At 52.8% G+C, this 16,247-nt stretch carries 11 protein-coding genes; 2 read left to right on the forward strand and 9 right to left on the reverse strand.

Features of this window, described 5'->3' with window-relative positions:
- Positions 1–8: 8 nt before the first annotated feature.
- From MKQ68_RS06860 to MKQ68_RS06890, 7 genes are all read right to left on the reverse strand, one after another.
- Positions 9–1,091, reverse strand: coding sequence for an SMP-30/gluconolactonase/LRE family protein (locus MKQ68_RS06860; protein WP_264282642.1), 1,083 nt, complete (start codon positions 1,089–1,091; stop codon positions 9–11).
- 254 nt (positions 1,092–1,345) lie between these two features.
- The gene (locus MKQ68_RS06865; protein ID WP_264282643.1) at positions 1,346–2,872 is read right to left on the reverse strand and encodes a TlpA family protein disulfide reductase; all 1,527 of its coding nucleotides are present in this window, start codon (positions 2,870–2,872) and stop codon (positions 1,346–1,348) included.
- Positions 2,873–2,891: 19 nt separating this feature from the next.
- Positions 2,892–4,244, reverse strand: coding sequence for a RagB/SusD family nutrient uptake outer membrane protein (locus tag MKQ68_RS06870; RefSeq protein WP_264282644.1), 1,353 nt, complete (start codon positions 4,242–4,244; stop codon positions 2,892–2,894).
- On the reverse strand, positions 4,244–7,714 hold the full coding sequence (locus tag MKQ68_RS06875) for a SusC/RagA family TonB-linked outer membrane protein (protein WP_264282645.1): 3,471 nt from the start codon (positions 7,712–7,714) through the stop codon (positions 4,244–4,246). The genes MKQ68_RS06870 and MKQ68_RS06875 overlap by 1 nt, the downstream gene beginning before the upstream one ends.
- A gap of 264 nt (positions 7,715–7,978) precedes the next feature.
- Positions 7,979–9,070, reverse strand: coding sequence for a FecR family protein (locus tag MKQ68_RS06880; RefSeq protein WP_264282646.1), 1,092 nt, complete (start codon positions 9,068–9,070; stop codon positions 7,979–7,981).
- 68 nt (positions 9,071–9,138) lie between these two features.
- On the reverse strand, positions 9,139–9,729 hold the full coding sequence (locus MKQ68_RS06885; protein ID WP_244840292.1) for an RNA polymerase sigma factor: 591 nt from the start codon (positions 9,727–9,729) through the stop codon (positions 9,139–9,141).
- Between the two features lie 50 nt (positions 9,730–9,779).
- A complete protein-coding gene (locus MKQ68_RS06890) occupies positions 9,780–10,652 on the reverse strand; it encodes an AraC family transcriptional regulator (RefSeq protein WP_264282647.1) in 873 nt (290 codons plus the stop codon).
- 90 nt (positions 10,653–10,742) lie between these two features.
- On the opposite strand from MKQ68_RS06890, the gene MKQ68_RS06895 reads away from it, so the two are divergent.
- The gene (locus MKQ68_RS06895; protein ID WP_264282648.1) at positions 10,743–12,170 is read left to right on the forward strand and encodes an arabinose isomerase; all 1,428 of its coding nucleotides are present in this window, start codon (positions 10,743–10,745) and stop codon (positions 12,168–12,170) included.
- Here the strand turns inward: MKQ68_RS06895 and MKQ68_RS06900 are convergent.
- Positions 12,167–13,033 (reverse strand): SIR2 family protein, encoded by an 867-nt coding sequence (locus MKQ68_RS06900; RefSeq protein WP_264282649.1) that lies wholly within the window; start codon positions 13,031–13,033, stop codon positions 12,167–12,169. The genes MKQ68_RS06895 and MKQ68_RS06900 overlap by 4 nt on opposite strands.
- A 130-nt stretch (positions 13,034–13,163) precedes the next feature.
- On the opposite strand from MKQ68_RS06900, the gene MKQ68_RS06905 reads away from it, so the two are divergent.
- Entirely contained in the window at positions 13,164–15,593 is a 2,430-nt protein-coding gene (locus tag MKQ68_RS06905; RefSeq protein ID WP_264282650.1) for a phosphocholine-specific phospholipase C, read from the forward strand.
- Here the strand turns inward: MKQ68_RS06905 and MKQ68_RS06910 are convergent.
- Positions 15,590–16,207, reverse strand: coding sequence for a hypothetical protein (locus MKQ68_RS06910; protein WP_264282651.1), 618 nt, complete (start codon positions 16,205–16,207; stop codon positions 15,590–15,592). The genes MKQ68_RS06905 and MKQ68_RS06910 overlap by 4 nt on opposite strands.
- Positions 16,208–16,247: the final 40 nt, after the last annotated feature.

The raw sequence follows: 16,247 nt of genomic DNA on the forward strand, positions 1-16,247 counted from the left end.
TATGTAAACTATAAACGGATGCGATAAATCGTATAAGGCCGCCCCTGGCGTTTATCAACGCCGTCATTATAGTCGGGCTGCTCGTGGATGCGGGAACAGGTAACGTACAGGTACCCGCCTTCAGATATCGTAAAGCTGTCGGGCCAGCTCAGGCGGCGGTCTTTGATGAAGGTTTGCATACGCAGCTGCGGGGTGATACGCACGATGCGGTAGTGCTGCATGTCCGACAGGTAAAGGTTGCCTTTCTTGTCGAATATCATGCCGTCGCTGGCGGCGAAGTGGCCGAGGTCTTCGACATGGCGTCCAAGTTCGGTTTCACTGAGGCTGCCGTCGCGCAGGTATTCGGTTTTGATGCGGTATAACTTATCGTCTGTAAGTGGCTTGTAGTAAAGCCAGTCGCGATGCGGTGTAAGGGCAATGCCGTCGGAGTGCATCTTTACGGGTTTGCCGAAACGGCTGAGTACTTTGCCGTCTATCTTAAACGTATAGGCGGGGTCAGACATGACGGAGTAGTGGTTCTGCAGGACCTGTCGTGCCTGTCCGGTGGCGAGGTTCAGCACAATAATGCCGCCTTCTTTTGAATTGGTGAGATAGGCCATGTCGCGCTCAGTGTCTACCTGTACATCGTTCAGGTAACTGTTGGGACTGGCCACGCTATCGAAGGAATAGGTACGCAAAATGGTGTTGGTGGCTGCATCTATCTTTACGAGTTTGTGACTGCCTTCATATACGCCCTGCATGCGGGGAGAGGCGGGATCTACGGCCCACATGTAGCCTTCGTCATCGCGGTACAGGGCTTGTGCGCATACCCATTTGTTTTCGCCGTCCTGGCCAGGCTCCCAGCTGTTCCAGGCTTCATTGGGATAAGGGGAGGAGCTGCGGATGCCGTTTACCTGCACCACGTCGTATTGGTGTATGTCCGACCAGCGGGGATAGTTGGTAAAGATTTTTCCTGCTGCCACGGTCACGCCGGTAAGTTGGTAAACGGAATCTTCATAAACAAGTTCCAGCTGGTTCACGTCAACGTCATCATCATGACATGACACAGCCGTAGCGGCGAGCGCTAATGCGAGTAGAAGTCTGTTTTTCATAAAGTGTTCTTTAGAAGGGAAGATGCATCAAAAGCCAAGCCAGTGGCTTCTATGCATGAGTCGCCGTTTTTCATAGAACGCTGGCAGACGATCGGTTACAAGTCGGCAGTAACAATACATCCTGCATGAGCAATTGTGGAAAAGATTGCGGATTGTGTAACCAAAAAACAGGACCGGCCCCGGATTGCTAATGCGCACCATGGCCGGCCCCCTGCATTACTCATGTTCTGGCGGAAGGAGTAAGAGTTGTTTGTTTATCGCTGAGTAGTCAACGCTTCTTTAATTACTGCCAGCAGCTGTTGCTCCGGCAGTTGTAGTTTCGATGCACGGATGATACGCCCATCTTTCCCGATCAGTAGTTGATGCGGATAACCTTTTACTTTATACCATTTCACCAGGTCGTGATCCGGCCCCTGACCAGCGGTATACAGGTTGATCACATTGGCTTTGCCGGCAGATGTGTACTCATCTTTACGCACGCTGTTAATCCAGGTATTTCTGTTTTTGTCTACGCTGATGGTGACAAATACTACATCCGGATTATTGAGCAATGCGGCTTCCACTTTCGATAGCGATGATTTATAAAACCCGCTGCACGCACCACATCCGGTATACCAGAAGTCTACAAACACGGTTTTGCCTTTCAGGTCGGCGAGTGTAACGATCTTGCCGGCAGTATCCGGCAGGGAAAAGTTAAAGGCGGGCATACCGGCTGTGGAAATGCGTGCGGTTTCCTTCAACAGGTTCACGCAAAAAGGGTCTTTGGTAAAAGAGAGGGCGTCGTCAAGCTGTGCTTTCAGGTCGCTGATGTTGCGGCCACTTTCCAAAAAGTAAGCGGTGATCGCTTTGTCGCGCAGGATGCCCTTGTTATGCTGCTGAATATACTTGTAAGGCGCAATGTTGTCGCCGTTCAAAAGGCTCAGGAAGCGCCCCTCCATGGCCAGCAAATCGATGTAGTGGGTGGAGTTGGCAAGGGTGACTGCCGGAAGGTCGCGGAGGTTTGCTGGTTTGTACAGCCGTTTCGCCGCCGCCAATGCCGCGGGGTATTGTTCCGGTAAACCGCGCCGCACCTGCAGCACGCTCAGGTGCAAGTGCTCATAGCGGCTAACGTAGTTCGCCGCGGTAATGTCTGCATACTGTAACTGGTACATGGCTTTACTCAAACGGGACCTGAATAAAGCGAGTATCTGCAGCTGCGTGCGTAATTTGTAGTCGAAGATGGGCATGCTGGAATCCATGTAGGCTACGGTCTGCGGTAGCTCTACACGCCGGCCCAGTTTACTCATGCTGTCCTGGAAACGGTTTTCTTCTGCCTGTAATGCGCGGGTCAGTTCCATCCGGGCCGCCCCGCGACCGGTGATCTTTATCGCTGCTACGCCATAGCCGGCCAGCCAAGGCTCCGCTATCTCGGGTATTTTACGGTACCTGCCGGTGACGCCCGTCAATTGCAGGTTCAGGCTATCGCCCGGCTCCAATAGTGTTTGTTCCATCATGTAGAGGAACTCGCGGCTTACCTTATTGAATTTGCCAAGGGTGATGTATACTGGCTTTTTGATATCCGGCACTTCAAACCGGAACTGGCCGTTATGTATGTCTGCATTGAAGTTGCGCGTAGGCAAATCAGCAATCGTTCGGGGAGTCAGTGTTTCATCCCACACACGGAGGGAAATGTAATCCCAGGCAGTATCGGCAGTAATGGTGCCTGTCAGCACCGCCCGTTGTTGGGCTTTTAGCGGAAGTATGCCAAGCGCAGCACACAACAGCAGTATATAATGTTTCATGAATAAGTTCTTTAAATGATTAACGCTGGTTCTGCGGAATACCGGTGATGTTGATCTCGTCCGGCGGAATTGGCATCACATATCTCGGATCGTTCGGGACCAGTTCGTAGGTCTGGCCATTTGAGATCCGCTTCAGGTGGATGTTGTAGCCTTCTTTGTTCAGGCGTTTCAGATCGGTAAAGCGGGTGCTACGGAAGGGCAGTTCTTTCCGCCTTTCTGCGAGTACGAACGCCAACGCCTCTTCCTTCGTGGTGGCGGATAAGGCCACGTAGCTTGAGGGCGCGAAACGTTTTGCCCGTAAGGTGTTCAGGTCGCTGATCGCTTCATTGATCTTGCCTGCTCGTGCATAACATTCTGCGCGGTTCAGGTAAACTTCATCTGTCGCTAATCCGGAGAAGGGGTTCACGCTCTGGTTGTAACTGCCGCCCAAACTCCATCCACCAGCGGAACTGGCGCGGAAGAATAATGACGGTCGCAGGTCGCCTGTAGTATACGATTTATACAGGTTGGAGTCGATGATCGTACCCGGAGCAGCTATGCCTAATAACACGTAGTTGGTCGTCAATCTGCACTGGAACAGGGTTTCATCGTTCAGTCTTGTAAAAGGAAATAAGGCAGACGCCACGGCGTTGTAGTCGATCAGTTTGTTGTACAGTTGCAGGCTGCTGTCTGCATACAATCCAGCCCTTTCGTAATCTCGCATGTACAGGTACACACGGCTCAACAAAGCCATCGCTGCAGGTCGCGACGGACGGTTACGTAATGTTGCCGGAAAGTCTGCGCTCAACAGGTTTACCGCTTCATGCAGGTCGGTCAGTATCCTGTCGAAAGTCTGCTGCAGGTTACCCCTGGATATGTTTTCATTTACATCAGAGGCCAGTTTTAGCGGTATACCCAAATCACTTTTTGCAGTCGTTGCATCGTAAGCAGCAGCAAACACCGTTGCCAGTTGGTAGAAGGCATGGGCACGGTAAAAGAGGGCGCTGCCTTTCACGTGTTCCCAATCCGCACTCACAGGCAGCTTCTGGATACCTTCGAGTACTACATTCGCGGTAAACACTTGTTTGTACGGCGTATTCCAGTCTTCCACGTTGCCTGTCCCTTCATAGATGTCGGTCTTCCATAACACCGTATTCAGGTCTTTAAGTGGCATCGTTTGCTGAAAGCCGTCTTTCACGTAAAAGTTATCGGCGGTGATTTCACCCATGGCTGGCGACTGGTTCATGATGTCGTTGTCCAGCAAGGCCTGGAAGTCGGTAAGGGTACTGGGTACAACCAGGTTGGTGCGCGGTTTCTTGTTCAGGAAATCACCTTTGGTGCAGGCGCCCAGGCATAGCGCGGCCGCCAGTATCGGATAAAGAAGTTGCTTCATTACAAATCAATTTTTAAACCGGCAGCCACGCTGGCAGGCGGCGGCATGGTCAACACATAATCAGGATCAAAGCCTTTGTCGTTCGCTTTCCAGATCAGGCCCAGGTTGCTGGCGTATACGTACAAGCGCACCGCACGCACCCTGCCTTTCAACGTTGCTATCTCCGGCAGGTCGTAACTGGCTTGTATATCCTGTAAACGGATATGCGCACCTTTCTCGATTACCGCGCTGGAAGTAGCATACATACTTTCCCGCACCGTACCCAATGGGAACTGGAACGACGGAACGTCTGTATGTGCCTCGTCGCCAGGCTTCTGCCAGCGTTGCGCGTATTCATCTGTGCTAAAGCCGAAACCGGAGTTCACAACGTTGGAGTAATCGATGCCCGGCCTCCGGAAGTAATGCCCGAACTTATACATCACATTGCAGGACATGCTCACCTGTCTCCAGGAAAAAGTATTACGCAAACTGCCGAACACAGTCGGTTGCAGCGGACCGTTATACACCAGGTTTGAGAAGTCGGTGTTCGTGATCAGCGCGATGTAGTCTTTACTCACCTCACCGTTCAGGTAGGCGCGTGGATCACCGTTCGCCGGATCGAGGCCTGCCCATTTGTAGCTGTATAAGCTGTATAGGGGCCTGCCTTCTATCGGGTTAAACATCTCTGTATTTACGTAGTAGCCTATCTGCAGTTGTTTTACTTTGTACTTCACCAGTTCGTCTTTGTAATAACTGAACAACAGGTTAGTGTTCCATTTGAAGACGCCATCTGTATTTTTTGTGTTGATTTCGATGTCTGTTCCCTTCCCCTTAATGTTCGCGGTATTGCCTTTGAACTGGCTGTTACCGGTGCTGGGCGCTAAGGGACTGTAGCCTAACAGGTCGGTACCCTTCTTTGTGTAAAACTCCAGGCTGCCTGCCACTCTGCCTTTGAGGGCGGAGAAGTCGGCCGCGAAGTTCATCATGTGTATCTTTTCCCAACGCAGGTCGGGGTTAGGTGGATTGGTAATGGCGCCGGTCAAACTGCCGTACAGGTTGTTGTTGCCCATCATGCTGGTGATGTAGGCATATACGGTTTTGTCGATGTTGCCATTGTAACCTTTAGTCGCACGCAGCTTGAGGTACGGGAGCCAGCTTACTTTGTAAAAGGTTTCCCGGCTAATGTCCCAGGCAAGACCAGCAGACCATAACGGCACGCCTCGCTGGTTGCTGTTCACGCCAAACAGGTTCGACGCATCTTTACGGGCACTGCCCGATACGGTGTACTTGCCCTTATAAGTGTAGGCCGCGTTGCCGTAATAGGCTATAAACCTGTCGAAGTTGCCGTAGTTGAAGTTGTTGTTGGGGATCGCGCGCTGGTCCATAGGGGCATAGTACATCGGAAAGGTGCCTGTATAATTCACATTCGCGTTGCCCAGGTTTTCTTTATTGTAGCCATACTGGCGGGTCGTCGCGATGGTGCCACTCGCATCTTTCAGCTCTGCACCAGCAAGTGCGCTTACTTCGTGATCGTTCCCCCAGCTGTTGTTGTAGGTGAGCTGACCGCGAACGTGGTGCCCGGCGTAGTCCGTACTGCGTGTATCCATAATGCCACCCAGCGGAATGGCCCTTGTAAGCGCGCCGGTGTTATAATTCAGCTGACTAAAGCGGTTGATCAGGTCGCGGGTGAAAAAGGTTTGTTGGCTGTAAAAGGTCTTTTGATCAGATGTGTTGGCATTATACTGATAATACACCGCGGCATCCAGGCCCTTCATCACACGGTATTTAAAGGAAGTATTGATCCGATAGTCGAGGGTGTTGGTCACATTGTCCGCAAGGTCGATTTCATCCAACGGGCGGTAGCGCCAGTCGAGCAGTTTACCCTGACCCGTAGTATCGAGATACCCATTGCGGTAGGTTTCCCGCGCGCCGGTGCTGATCGCCGCATTGCCTGCCCCATCCTTAAAAGCAAAGTAGGGGGAATAGTTGCCAAAACCGCCGGTATTGTTACGCGTACTACTTCTCGTAAACGCAATGCCTGCCTTCACTTCCAGCTTCTGCCGCAGCAGTCGCCAGGTATTGTTATTATTGAGGGTAATGCGCGAATACTGGTCGTTTACCAGCTGTTGCAGGTTCTTGTCATAGCCGGCCATGAAGGCGTATTGGTTATTTACGCCGCCGCCCGTAAGGTTTACCGCGTATTGCTGGTTGATGCTTTTGCGATACAGGTATTGATCCTGCCCGCGGCGGTAATCCTGCGTTTTTAACCGGTTGATCGACGTATTTAGTTCATCCTGTGTGATCTTTCCCTGTGCCGCGTCATGCATCAGTTCTGCTACTTCGGGCAGGCCCGTGCGGTTGGTGCCAAGGCGGGCATTATAAAAACCTTTGCCGTACAGGAACTGCTCCAGGTCTACATAATCGCTGATGCTCATACGACGGTTATAGAACAAGTCGGGTTTGTCGCCTACGGTCACGTTGCTATTTACCGACAGGCGCGGCTCCTGGTTATAACGGCCACGCGTAGTGGTAATAACGATCACCCCGTTGCCGGAGAAAGCGCCCCATATGGAGGCTGCCGCCGCGTCTTTCAACACAGTGATGCTTTCTACGTCATTCGGGTTGATGTTACTGATGTCGCCATCGTACGGAAAGTTGTCGATCACGATCAGTGGGTTCGGGTTGGCAAAAAGCGTACTTCTGCCACGGATGGAAAGGCCGGACGGGTTACTGCCCGTCGTATTGTTCTTATTAAAAATCAGGCCGCTCGTTATACCGTTCAGCCTATCGAGAATGTTGGTAGATACACTGCGGTTCAGCAGTTCCTTGTCAAGGAGTACGAAGGAGCCTGTAGTGCGCTCGGGTGATAACACCTGGTAACCATTGCTTAATACGGCCACGCCATCCAGCGCCACCGCAGCCCGTTTCAGCTGTATAGCCGGTATTGCTGCGGCACCCAGTCCGTTCACGGTTACCTGCCTGCGAACGGTTTCATATCCAAGGAAGGTGATTTCCAGCAGGTAATCACCTTCGGGAATATCTTTTAACAGGAAGATGCCTTTTTCGTTCGTAGTGGCGCGTGCCTTACCAGGTGTAAGCGTTACAGATGCGCCCGCGACGGGAGCGGCACGTTCGTCGGTAACGGTGCCCGTAATCGCCTGTGGTGACCGGGCAGCTTGCGCTACCAGGCTATGGGTAATCGGTTTGTCACTGATAAATATCGTTTGATTCTTGATCGAAAAGGTAAAGGGCTTGTTCTCCAGTAACTGCTGCATAAAGTCGGCCAGCGGCATGTGCTGCGCGTCAATACTACCGGTGCTGTTGCGCAGGCGGTGGTTGTCGTAGAAGAATACAAACCCGGTTTGTTTCTCCACGGCATCAAAAATCTTCTCCAGCTTCACTTCCCGCCCCCGGAAGGTGACAGACTGTGAAACGCTTTTGGCGCTGAGGTGCAGCGCGGTCATGAGCATCAGGAAGGTAGTCAATCGCATTACTCTCCATATTTTCACCCGTGTACGATGTTCGTTTTTCGTGTACCCGGGCGGGTAAGTACCTGTCGGCCATCCGGCCATAGTGGCTGGACGGCAAAGGGCCGCGCAAAGGCGTGGCTTTGCAAGGTAAATTTGCATAGCTTTGCAGTGGTTTGGTTGATTAATAATAGTTGTACGCTATATGACTGTTGGCATCCGGACTACGGCCGTTCTGATGCCAGTCAGAACGGCTTTCGTTTTACGGTTGGTTTCCGTTTACTGTTTTTATGGTGTAACGATCAGTTTTCTTCCCTCGATCGCAAAGTGAACGCCCATTTCGGAAAGTCCTTCCAATACCTGCTGTAACGTCAGGCTGCGTTGCAGTTTGCCGCTGAACTCGCGCTCGGGCATAGTGCCACGGTATTCCACGGTAATGTCGTACCAGCGTTCGAGTTGACGCAGTACTCCCTTTACATCTGCATCCTCGAAATTGAACAGCCCGTTCTTCCAGGCGATGGCCTGTGCGGTATTTACTTGTTTAACGGTCAGCTGTTGTTGTTGCAGCACCTGTTCGCCGGGCTGCAGTTGTACGTTTTGTCCTGCGCCAGTTACGCGTACGGCGCCTTGCAACAGGGTAGTGGTAATAGCTGGCTCGTCGGTATAGGCGTTTACGTTAAAGCTGGTGCCTAACACCTGTATATCCTGTTTGCCCGCAACGGCCACGGTAAAGGGCCGTTGGGCATCTGCTGCGATCTCGAAATAGGCCTCGCCGGTAACGGTCACTTTGCGGGTATTGCCAAAAGCGATCGGGTAGGTGAGGGAGGAGGCGGCGTTCAGCCATACGCGGCTGCCATCGGGCAGGGTGATGGAGAATTGTCCGCCCCGGGGGGTAGCCAACGTATTGTACACGTTTTCGCCTGCACCGGCTTTGGCGGTGTATTGTAACAGGCCGCCTTGCTGCTGAATGGCGGTATTGCCTTCGGAGAGTTGCTGTACGCCGTTGCTGTCCAGCGTAACGGTACGGCCGTCACCCAGGGTGAGGGTGGCCTGGTGGTAGCCGGGTTGTATAGTGGCTACAACGGGTGGGATAGATGTGGACGTGCGCAGTAACAGGCTGCCTGCCACGGTAGCGATCAACAGCACCGCTGCAGCCGCAGCCCACCAGGTGTAGCGCTTCCGCGGCGGAGCAATACGTCTGTAGAGTGCCTCCCGGTCGATGATGTCCGCCTCGGTGGAGGATTGCTCCCACACCACTTCCATGGCGGTATCCAGCTGTTCGCTGTTTGCCAGTTGCATCAGTTCCTGCAACTCGGCGCGGGTACAGCGGTCGTTGGCGTATTGCACTAAAAGGTAAGTAATACGGTCTTGTTCGGGCATAAGTTAGACTTCCTGTATATGTAGACGGCGCTGGAAACGGATCGTACTGCCCGGGACGAAAATATTTTTTAAGGCAGGTAGTGGATCAGGAACAGTACAAGGTACAGCTCCGGGTTATCGCTTTTCTGAATATGGCCGCGAATGTGTTTTAATGATTCCGATAAGTGATTCTTAACGGTGCTTTTAGAGAGTTGCATTCTTTCCGCTATCTCGTCATGGCTTAATCCCTCTTCTTTACTCAGCCTGAAAATGGTTTGTTTCTGTATGGATAGCGCCTCCAAAGCTTCCTGCACCAGCTGCCGCAGTTCGTTTACGGATAACCGTTCTTCTGCGCTGTACGCTGCTGCAGGCTCCTGTTCGGGCAGATCGGCGTTAAAGTGCCCCGAAGCGGCCAGGGAGCGCAATAGGTCGGTACAACGGTTACGGGCCATCGTAAATATCCAGGCCTCGGGCTGTTCCACATCCGCCAGCTGCGCACGCGACTGCCACAGGCGTAAAAACACGTCCTGTATTACTTCTTCGGTGATGTGGGTTGACTTAGAAAGCTTGAACACGAAGGCCGAGAGCCGGGAGAAATATAGGTCGTACACCTGCCGGAAGGCTTTTTCCTCGCCGCGGCTGATGCGGCGGAACAATGTTCGTTCCAGTGGGTGTATCATATCTGCTTCGCTTAAAACGGTATAGAGCCCAAGATAATAAAAGTCGCGGGTTAACGTCCCATTTGCTTACGGTATTCTCCGGGCGTAAGTCCCATCTTCTTACGAAACATCTTGGAAAAGTAAAAGGCTGACTCAAAGCCGGCATCCACGGCAATGGCCTTAACAGGCAAGTCGCTGCCGGAGAGTAGCTGCCTGGCTTTTTCCATGCGTAACTCCAGCAAATATTGATGCGGAGGCATACCAGTATGCAGTTTAAACGCTTTGCGGAAGCTGGAATAACTGACTTGCAATTCGGCGCTCAGCGCTTCAAAGGAAATATCCTCTGTTAAATGGGCACGCAGATAAAGCCGCGCCTTGGCCACCAGGCCTTCGTCTGCGGGCGATAGCCCTTGCCGCGACAGGGAATGGATCAACCCGAAAAGATGTAGCACTGCACCCGAGATCAATGGCTGGTAACCAGGCTTTTCGTCCCGGCTTTGGTCGATAATTTCCTGGAAGAGGCGCGTCACTTCTTCGTTGTAGCCGATATGCAGCAATGGCTGCGCCGGTGAAAAGAAGCCGCGGCGCAACAGGTTGTCTAACACCGGGCCTTTGCAGCCCGTCCACCATTCGTCCCAGCCGGTATCGGAATCGGGTTTGTAACGGTGCCATTCATAGGGGAATAACAGGAACACGCTCCCCTCATTTACCTCCGTGAGCGGACAACTGGCCGATTCAAAGGTGCCTTTGCCGTGGGACAAGTAGATGAGCTGGAATTCGTGCAACACGCGCCCCGACTCCCAGCTAAAGGAATACGGCGGCGGATGGCCGCCCGAAGGATAGGCCTTCTCTTTCTCCACGCGGTTGCAACCGGCGTTCAGCACGTACAGTCCCCATTTTTTGTCCTCCGCACTTACGGGCAGGTATTTATAGTAGTTGTTCATGTATCAAAAAGTGAATCTAATATATCACTTTGGCCATTGCTATAAAAGTGTGAAGGGCGGATATTTGGACCAGTCGTAAATATTCCCGTTATGCAACACACTATGAAGATAGGCCTGTTCGGCATTGGCCTCGATACTTACTGGCCGCAGTTTCCCGGACTGGAAGCCCGCCTGGAGCACAATTTAGCCACGGTAGCCGGTAAATTACAGGCCATTCATCCGCAGGTAATCAATGCCGGCCTGGTCGATAATATTGATAAAGCCTTTGCGGCCGGCCGGCTGTTCCGCTCCGAAGACGTAGATATTATCTTCCTGCATGTTACCACCTACGCACTCTCCGCCACCGTATTGCCTGTCGTACAGCGCGCTAAAGTCCCGGTGATCGTACTTAATCTGAGTCCGGCTACCGCTATCGACTATACGGCGTTTAATGCGATGACTGACCGCACCTCCATGACCGGCGAGTGGCTGGCCCATTGTGCACCATGCCCGGTGCCCGAGATCGCGAATGTATTTCGGCGGACGGGCATCCGGTTTCACCAGGTAACCGGCATGCTGCACGATGACCCGGAGTGCTGGCAGGAGATTACCGCCTGGGTGGAGGCGGCGCGGGTAGCCCACACGATGGCCTACAACCGGATGGGCTGCATGGGTCACTATTACAGTGGCATGCTCGACATCTACACCGATCTTACCCGCCAATACGCCGCATTCGGCGGACATATCGAACTATTGGAGGTGGAAGAACTGGCATCGCTGCGTGCTGCCGTCAGTTCTTCTGAAGCAAAAGCCCGCATCATGCATTTCGGGGAGATGTTCGATGTGCAGCCAGACTGCCCACCCGCCGAGCTGGAAAAGGCAGCGATTACCTCCGTGGCGCTCGACCAGCTCGTTGCCCGGCATCAGCTTGGTTCTATGGCCTATTACTACAAAGGCACGGGCAACGCGGACAATGAGGCGGCTATTGCGTCGATCATCCTGGGTAACTCGCTGCTCACCGCCAGGAGCATTCCCGTAGCCGGTGAGTACGAGATCAAAAATGCCCAGGCCATGAAGATAATGGACAGCTTTGGCGCCGGTGGGTCGTTTACGGAGTATTACGCCATGGATTTTAAAGAAGATGTTGTACTGATGGGTCACGACGGCCCGGGTCATATCGCGATCGCCGAAGGCAAAACGAGGGTGCGGCCGTTGCAGGTGTATCACGGTAAGGTGGGCAGCGGTCTCTCAGTAGAGATGTCGGTGAAGCACGGGCCTGTTACGTTGCTTTCTGTGGTAGAACAACCCAACGGTGACCTGCTGCTGCTCACCGCTGAAGCCGAATCCGTACCCGGGCCAATATTACAGATCGGCAATACCAATAGCCGTTACCGTTTCCCGATAGGCGCCCGCAGGTTCGTAAACGATTGGAACAGTCATGGTCCCGCACATCACTGCGCGGTAGGTGTGGGGCACATCAGTCATAAAATCGAAAAACTGGGAGCGTTGCTGGGGCTGGCCGTGAAGAAAGTGTGTTAGCCTTTTTCAATGTTATCTAACACCAGCCGGTAGTAATCCAGCGATGACTCGTAAGGAAAGTCGACCACCTCTACGCCGTTCACATGTAACAGGTCGAGCTTGAACTTGCTGGCAGCTTTAAACTGTTGTGGAATGTAATAGAAGATGCGATTCTCAATGGGCAGTTGCTTATAGTACTTGAGCCGCGCGCGATACGTGAGCAGCCACCATAAATCGGTCTCTGAAAAATCGAGCGACAGGCCGAAGATGTGCACGTCGGTAGTGAACCACAAGTCAATCCACGATTGGTAATTCACTTTACCATGTTGCAGCCGGTACTCCAGTGAATCTTTGAGAATGCCTTTCGTTTTATAATCCGTGCCCGACACTACGTAGTTCCGCATCTGTTGCAGCTGTCCGCCGTAATGCTCGTATCCCAGGTTGATCGACTGCGGCGAGCGGCATTCGCCGTGCACATGCCAATACGTAGTGTCTTCATGTTGCGAGCGGCGGAATACACTGTAGATGCGCTCTCTCACCAACCCGGTGTTACGCTTGGGCACCGCGCCTTCGAGGGAGTATTCGTAATTGGTCGTCATGATATGCGGGATGCGCATCCCGCGAATGCGTTCATGTATCTCGTTGGAAGTGATGGCTGTTACCTGCTCGGCAATAAACGTTTTCAGCTTCAGCTCGTCGAGATGGCTTTTGCGCAGCGCACTGAGAAAGATCTCTTCGTACAGTAAAGGAAAAGGCTTGTCCTTATGACGCTCCACTTCTCCCACGCAGCAGAACTGGATGATCCGGTCGAGCAGGGTGGCCCAGCTGAGTTGCTGTGTGGCGTTATTAATGTCGTTGCCGACGAGTAGGGAAATCGGTTTCATAAGGTGATTGTCGGGATGAAAATACCGATAAAATAGCGGATTTGGCGATACCAGCGATAAATTAGTAGCAGCATCTTAACATGGATAATTACCAGATAAGTGCTATTTTTTCGGCTCAATCAGATCGTTTATGGACTCCAGGAGGGACTTTTTAAAGAAGGCTGCATTATTATCGGGCAGTGGCGTGTTCGCGGGACTGCCGGCATCGGTACAACGCGCGTTGGCCATTGATCCGGCGCCGGGTAGTACGTTTGAGGATGCCGAGCATGTAGTGTTCCTTATGCAGGAAAACCGCTCGTTCGACCACTGTTTCGGAACGCTGCGTGGCGTGCGGGGCTTCAACGATCCTCGCGCCATTACGCTGCCTTCGGGCAACCCTGTATGGCTGCAGGCCAACCAGGCAGGCGAAACGTATGCGCCCTTCCGGCTCGATATTAAGAACAGCAAATCCACCTGGATGAGCTCTTTGCCGCACTCCTGGGAAAACCAGGTAGATGCCCGTAACCATGGTAAATACGATCAATGGCTGGTGTCCAAACGCTCTGGCAATAAAGATTATCGCCATATGCCGCTTACACTCGGCTATCATACCCGCGAAGACATTCCTTTTTACTATGCCATGGCAGATGCGTTTACTGTCTGTGATCAGCACTTCTGTTCTTCGCTGACTGGTACAACGCCCAACCGCCTGTACTTCTGGAGCGGCAATATTCGTCCGCCGCAAGAGCCGGACGCACACGCGGCGGTGCGTAACTCGGATATTGACTACGGCTCTGAGGCCACCTGGAAGTCCTTCCCTGAAAGACTGGAGGAGGAAGGTATTTCCTGGCGCATCTATCAGAACGAAGTAAGCATCACTACCGGCTTTGAAGGCGAAGAAGAGCCCTGGCTGGCAAACTTTACCGATAACCCGATCGAGTGGTTCCCGGCGTTTCATATTGGTTATGCCCGTAGTCACATGGCGTACCTCGAACGTCGTGCTGCACAGCTGAAACAGGAGATCGCGGCCGCGCCTTCTGATAAAAAGAAGGCGGAGTTGGATAAAGTGGAGCAACGCCGCAGCCAGTTTAATGCTGCTAATTACGACAAACTACCTGCTCATAATAAAGCCTTACACGAAAAGGCTTTCACGACGAACGTCAACGATCCGCATTACCGCGAGCTCGAAACGATCAGTTATGACGAGAACGGCCAAACGCGTACGATGCAGGCACCCAAAGGAGATGTGCTGCATCAGTTCCGTGAAGATGTGAAAACGGGCAAGCTGCCCACTGTATCGTGGCTGGTAGCGCCGGAGAACTTCTGCGATCACCCGTCGGCGCCCTGGTACGGCGCCTGGTATCTTTCAGAAGTGCTGGACATTCTCACACAAAACCCGGAAGTATGGAAGAAGACGATCTTCATCCTCACGTATGATGAAAACGACGGTTACTTCGATCACGTACCGCCGTTCGTGGCGCCCGATCCGAATGATCCGTCATCCGGTGCTGTATCTGCAGGCATCCGGGCAAAAGATGAATGGGTAACACGGGAGCAGGAGTTGCGGCGTAAAGACCTGGAGCCGCATGAGGCCCGTGAAAGTCCGATCGGCCTGGGTTACCGGGTGCCCTTTATTGTGGCCTCGCCCTGGAGCCGTGGAGGATATGTGAACTCCCAGGTATTCGATCACACCTCTGCGCTGCAATTCCTGGAAAAGTTCCTGAGTAAAAAAACGAAGAAGTCCATCAAAGAACCCAATATCAGTACCTGGCGACGTGCCGTTGCAGGTGATCTTACCTCAGTGTTCAGGCCGTATAATGGGGAGAAGATGGATTTGCCGGCGTTCCTGGAACGTAACGAAGTGCTGCAATCCATCTATGAGGCAAGGTTTAAGCCAGTGCCCGATAACTTTAAGGCACTTACACCGGCGGAGATCAAAAACTTCCGGAACACACCTTATGCACCGCGGCAGGAGAAGGGTACAAGGCCTTCGTGCGCGTTGCCTTATGAATTGCAGGTAACGGGTTCACTCAGCAGCGACCGTAAGTCGTTCGAGCTGACGTTCACAGCAGATAACAAACGTTTCGGAACGCAGGCCGCCGGCGCGCCATTCACGGTATACAAACGTTCCGGCACTTTTAAGGTCAGCAATTTTGCCGTGGCAGCAGGTGAGGAGCTGAAGGCTTCCTGGCCGCTGGAAGGCGGACGATATGCGTTGGAAGTGTACGGGCCTAACGGCTTTTACCGGCTGTTTAAAGGCAGCGATAAAGACGTTGTCTCTGACGTGCTGGTAAAACAACGACTGCCTGTAAGGGAACGGGGTGACCGGTATGATAACCTTTTCGTAGGGATTAGTCTTTCACGGCCAGCCACATTGGTGCGGTCAGTAATAAGCCCTGGCCGGGTAGCGGCTACGCTAACGGCTAATCCGCCTTATGTGGATGGTAACGTAAATTTGCAGGCGTCTTTCGGCTGGTACGATTTTTCACTCCTTGTTAAAGAAGATCCGCTGTTCGAACGTCGCTTTGCCGGCCGCTTCGAAAATGGCACCGAAGGGTTCAGTGACCCGGAAATGGCTTAATCCTTCGCGGCAAATAACATCTGCCAGTCCTGCGTCTGTTGCGCGGGCGGCAGGCTGTTGCTCAGCACGATGTCGGCTGCGCGTTCGCGTTGCCGCATGTTCTTTAATGCCGCCTGTAACACCGCATCCAGCCGCACTTCCCATTTCATTAACCATAACGGATCAACGTTTTTTAACACGCCGCCGAGATCGAATACGAGCATCGCGTAGAGGTCGTTGCGCACTGCATGTCCGAGCAACTGGTCTTTATCGAAATGAGCGATATAATCGGCAGGATAGAGGCGAAGGGCGAGGTAATTGCGTGCGTAGTCGTAGGCGGCGGCTTTGTCGGCAAAGTCCTGTTCAAAGGCGGCGGAGTCGTGCAGCAGTGATAAACGTGCCCGAACAAGGTCGGGCCATTCGGTCTCGGGTTGCTGCCTGCACTGGTGGGCCAGTTCTTCCAGCACCAGCATGGCGAAACGGGTGGGTTCTCCCTGGATCTTCAATTCCCGGTAATTCAATGTATATAAAACCTCCCGTTGCCGGAAGTAATTGTCGATCACGGAAAGGAACCGCATATATTCCCGCTGTGAGAAAAAGGCGGCCCAGTAAGGTAAAAGGGCTTTCGGGTCCATCAGGTATAAAGGTTAGCGGAACCCAAGTTATGATTTTTTT

Origin of the sequence: Chitinophaga horti (assembly GCF_022867795.2) — a bacterium.
Taxonomy (GTDB): Bacteria; Bacteroidota; Bacteroidia; order Chitinophagales; family Chitinophagaceae; genus Chitinophaga; species Chitinophaga horti.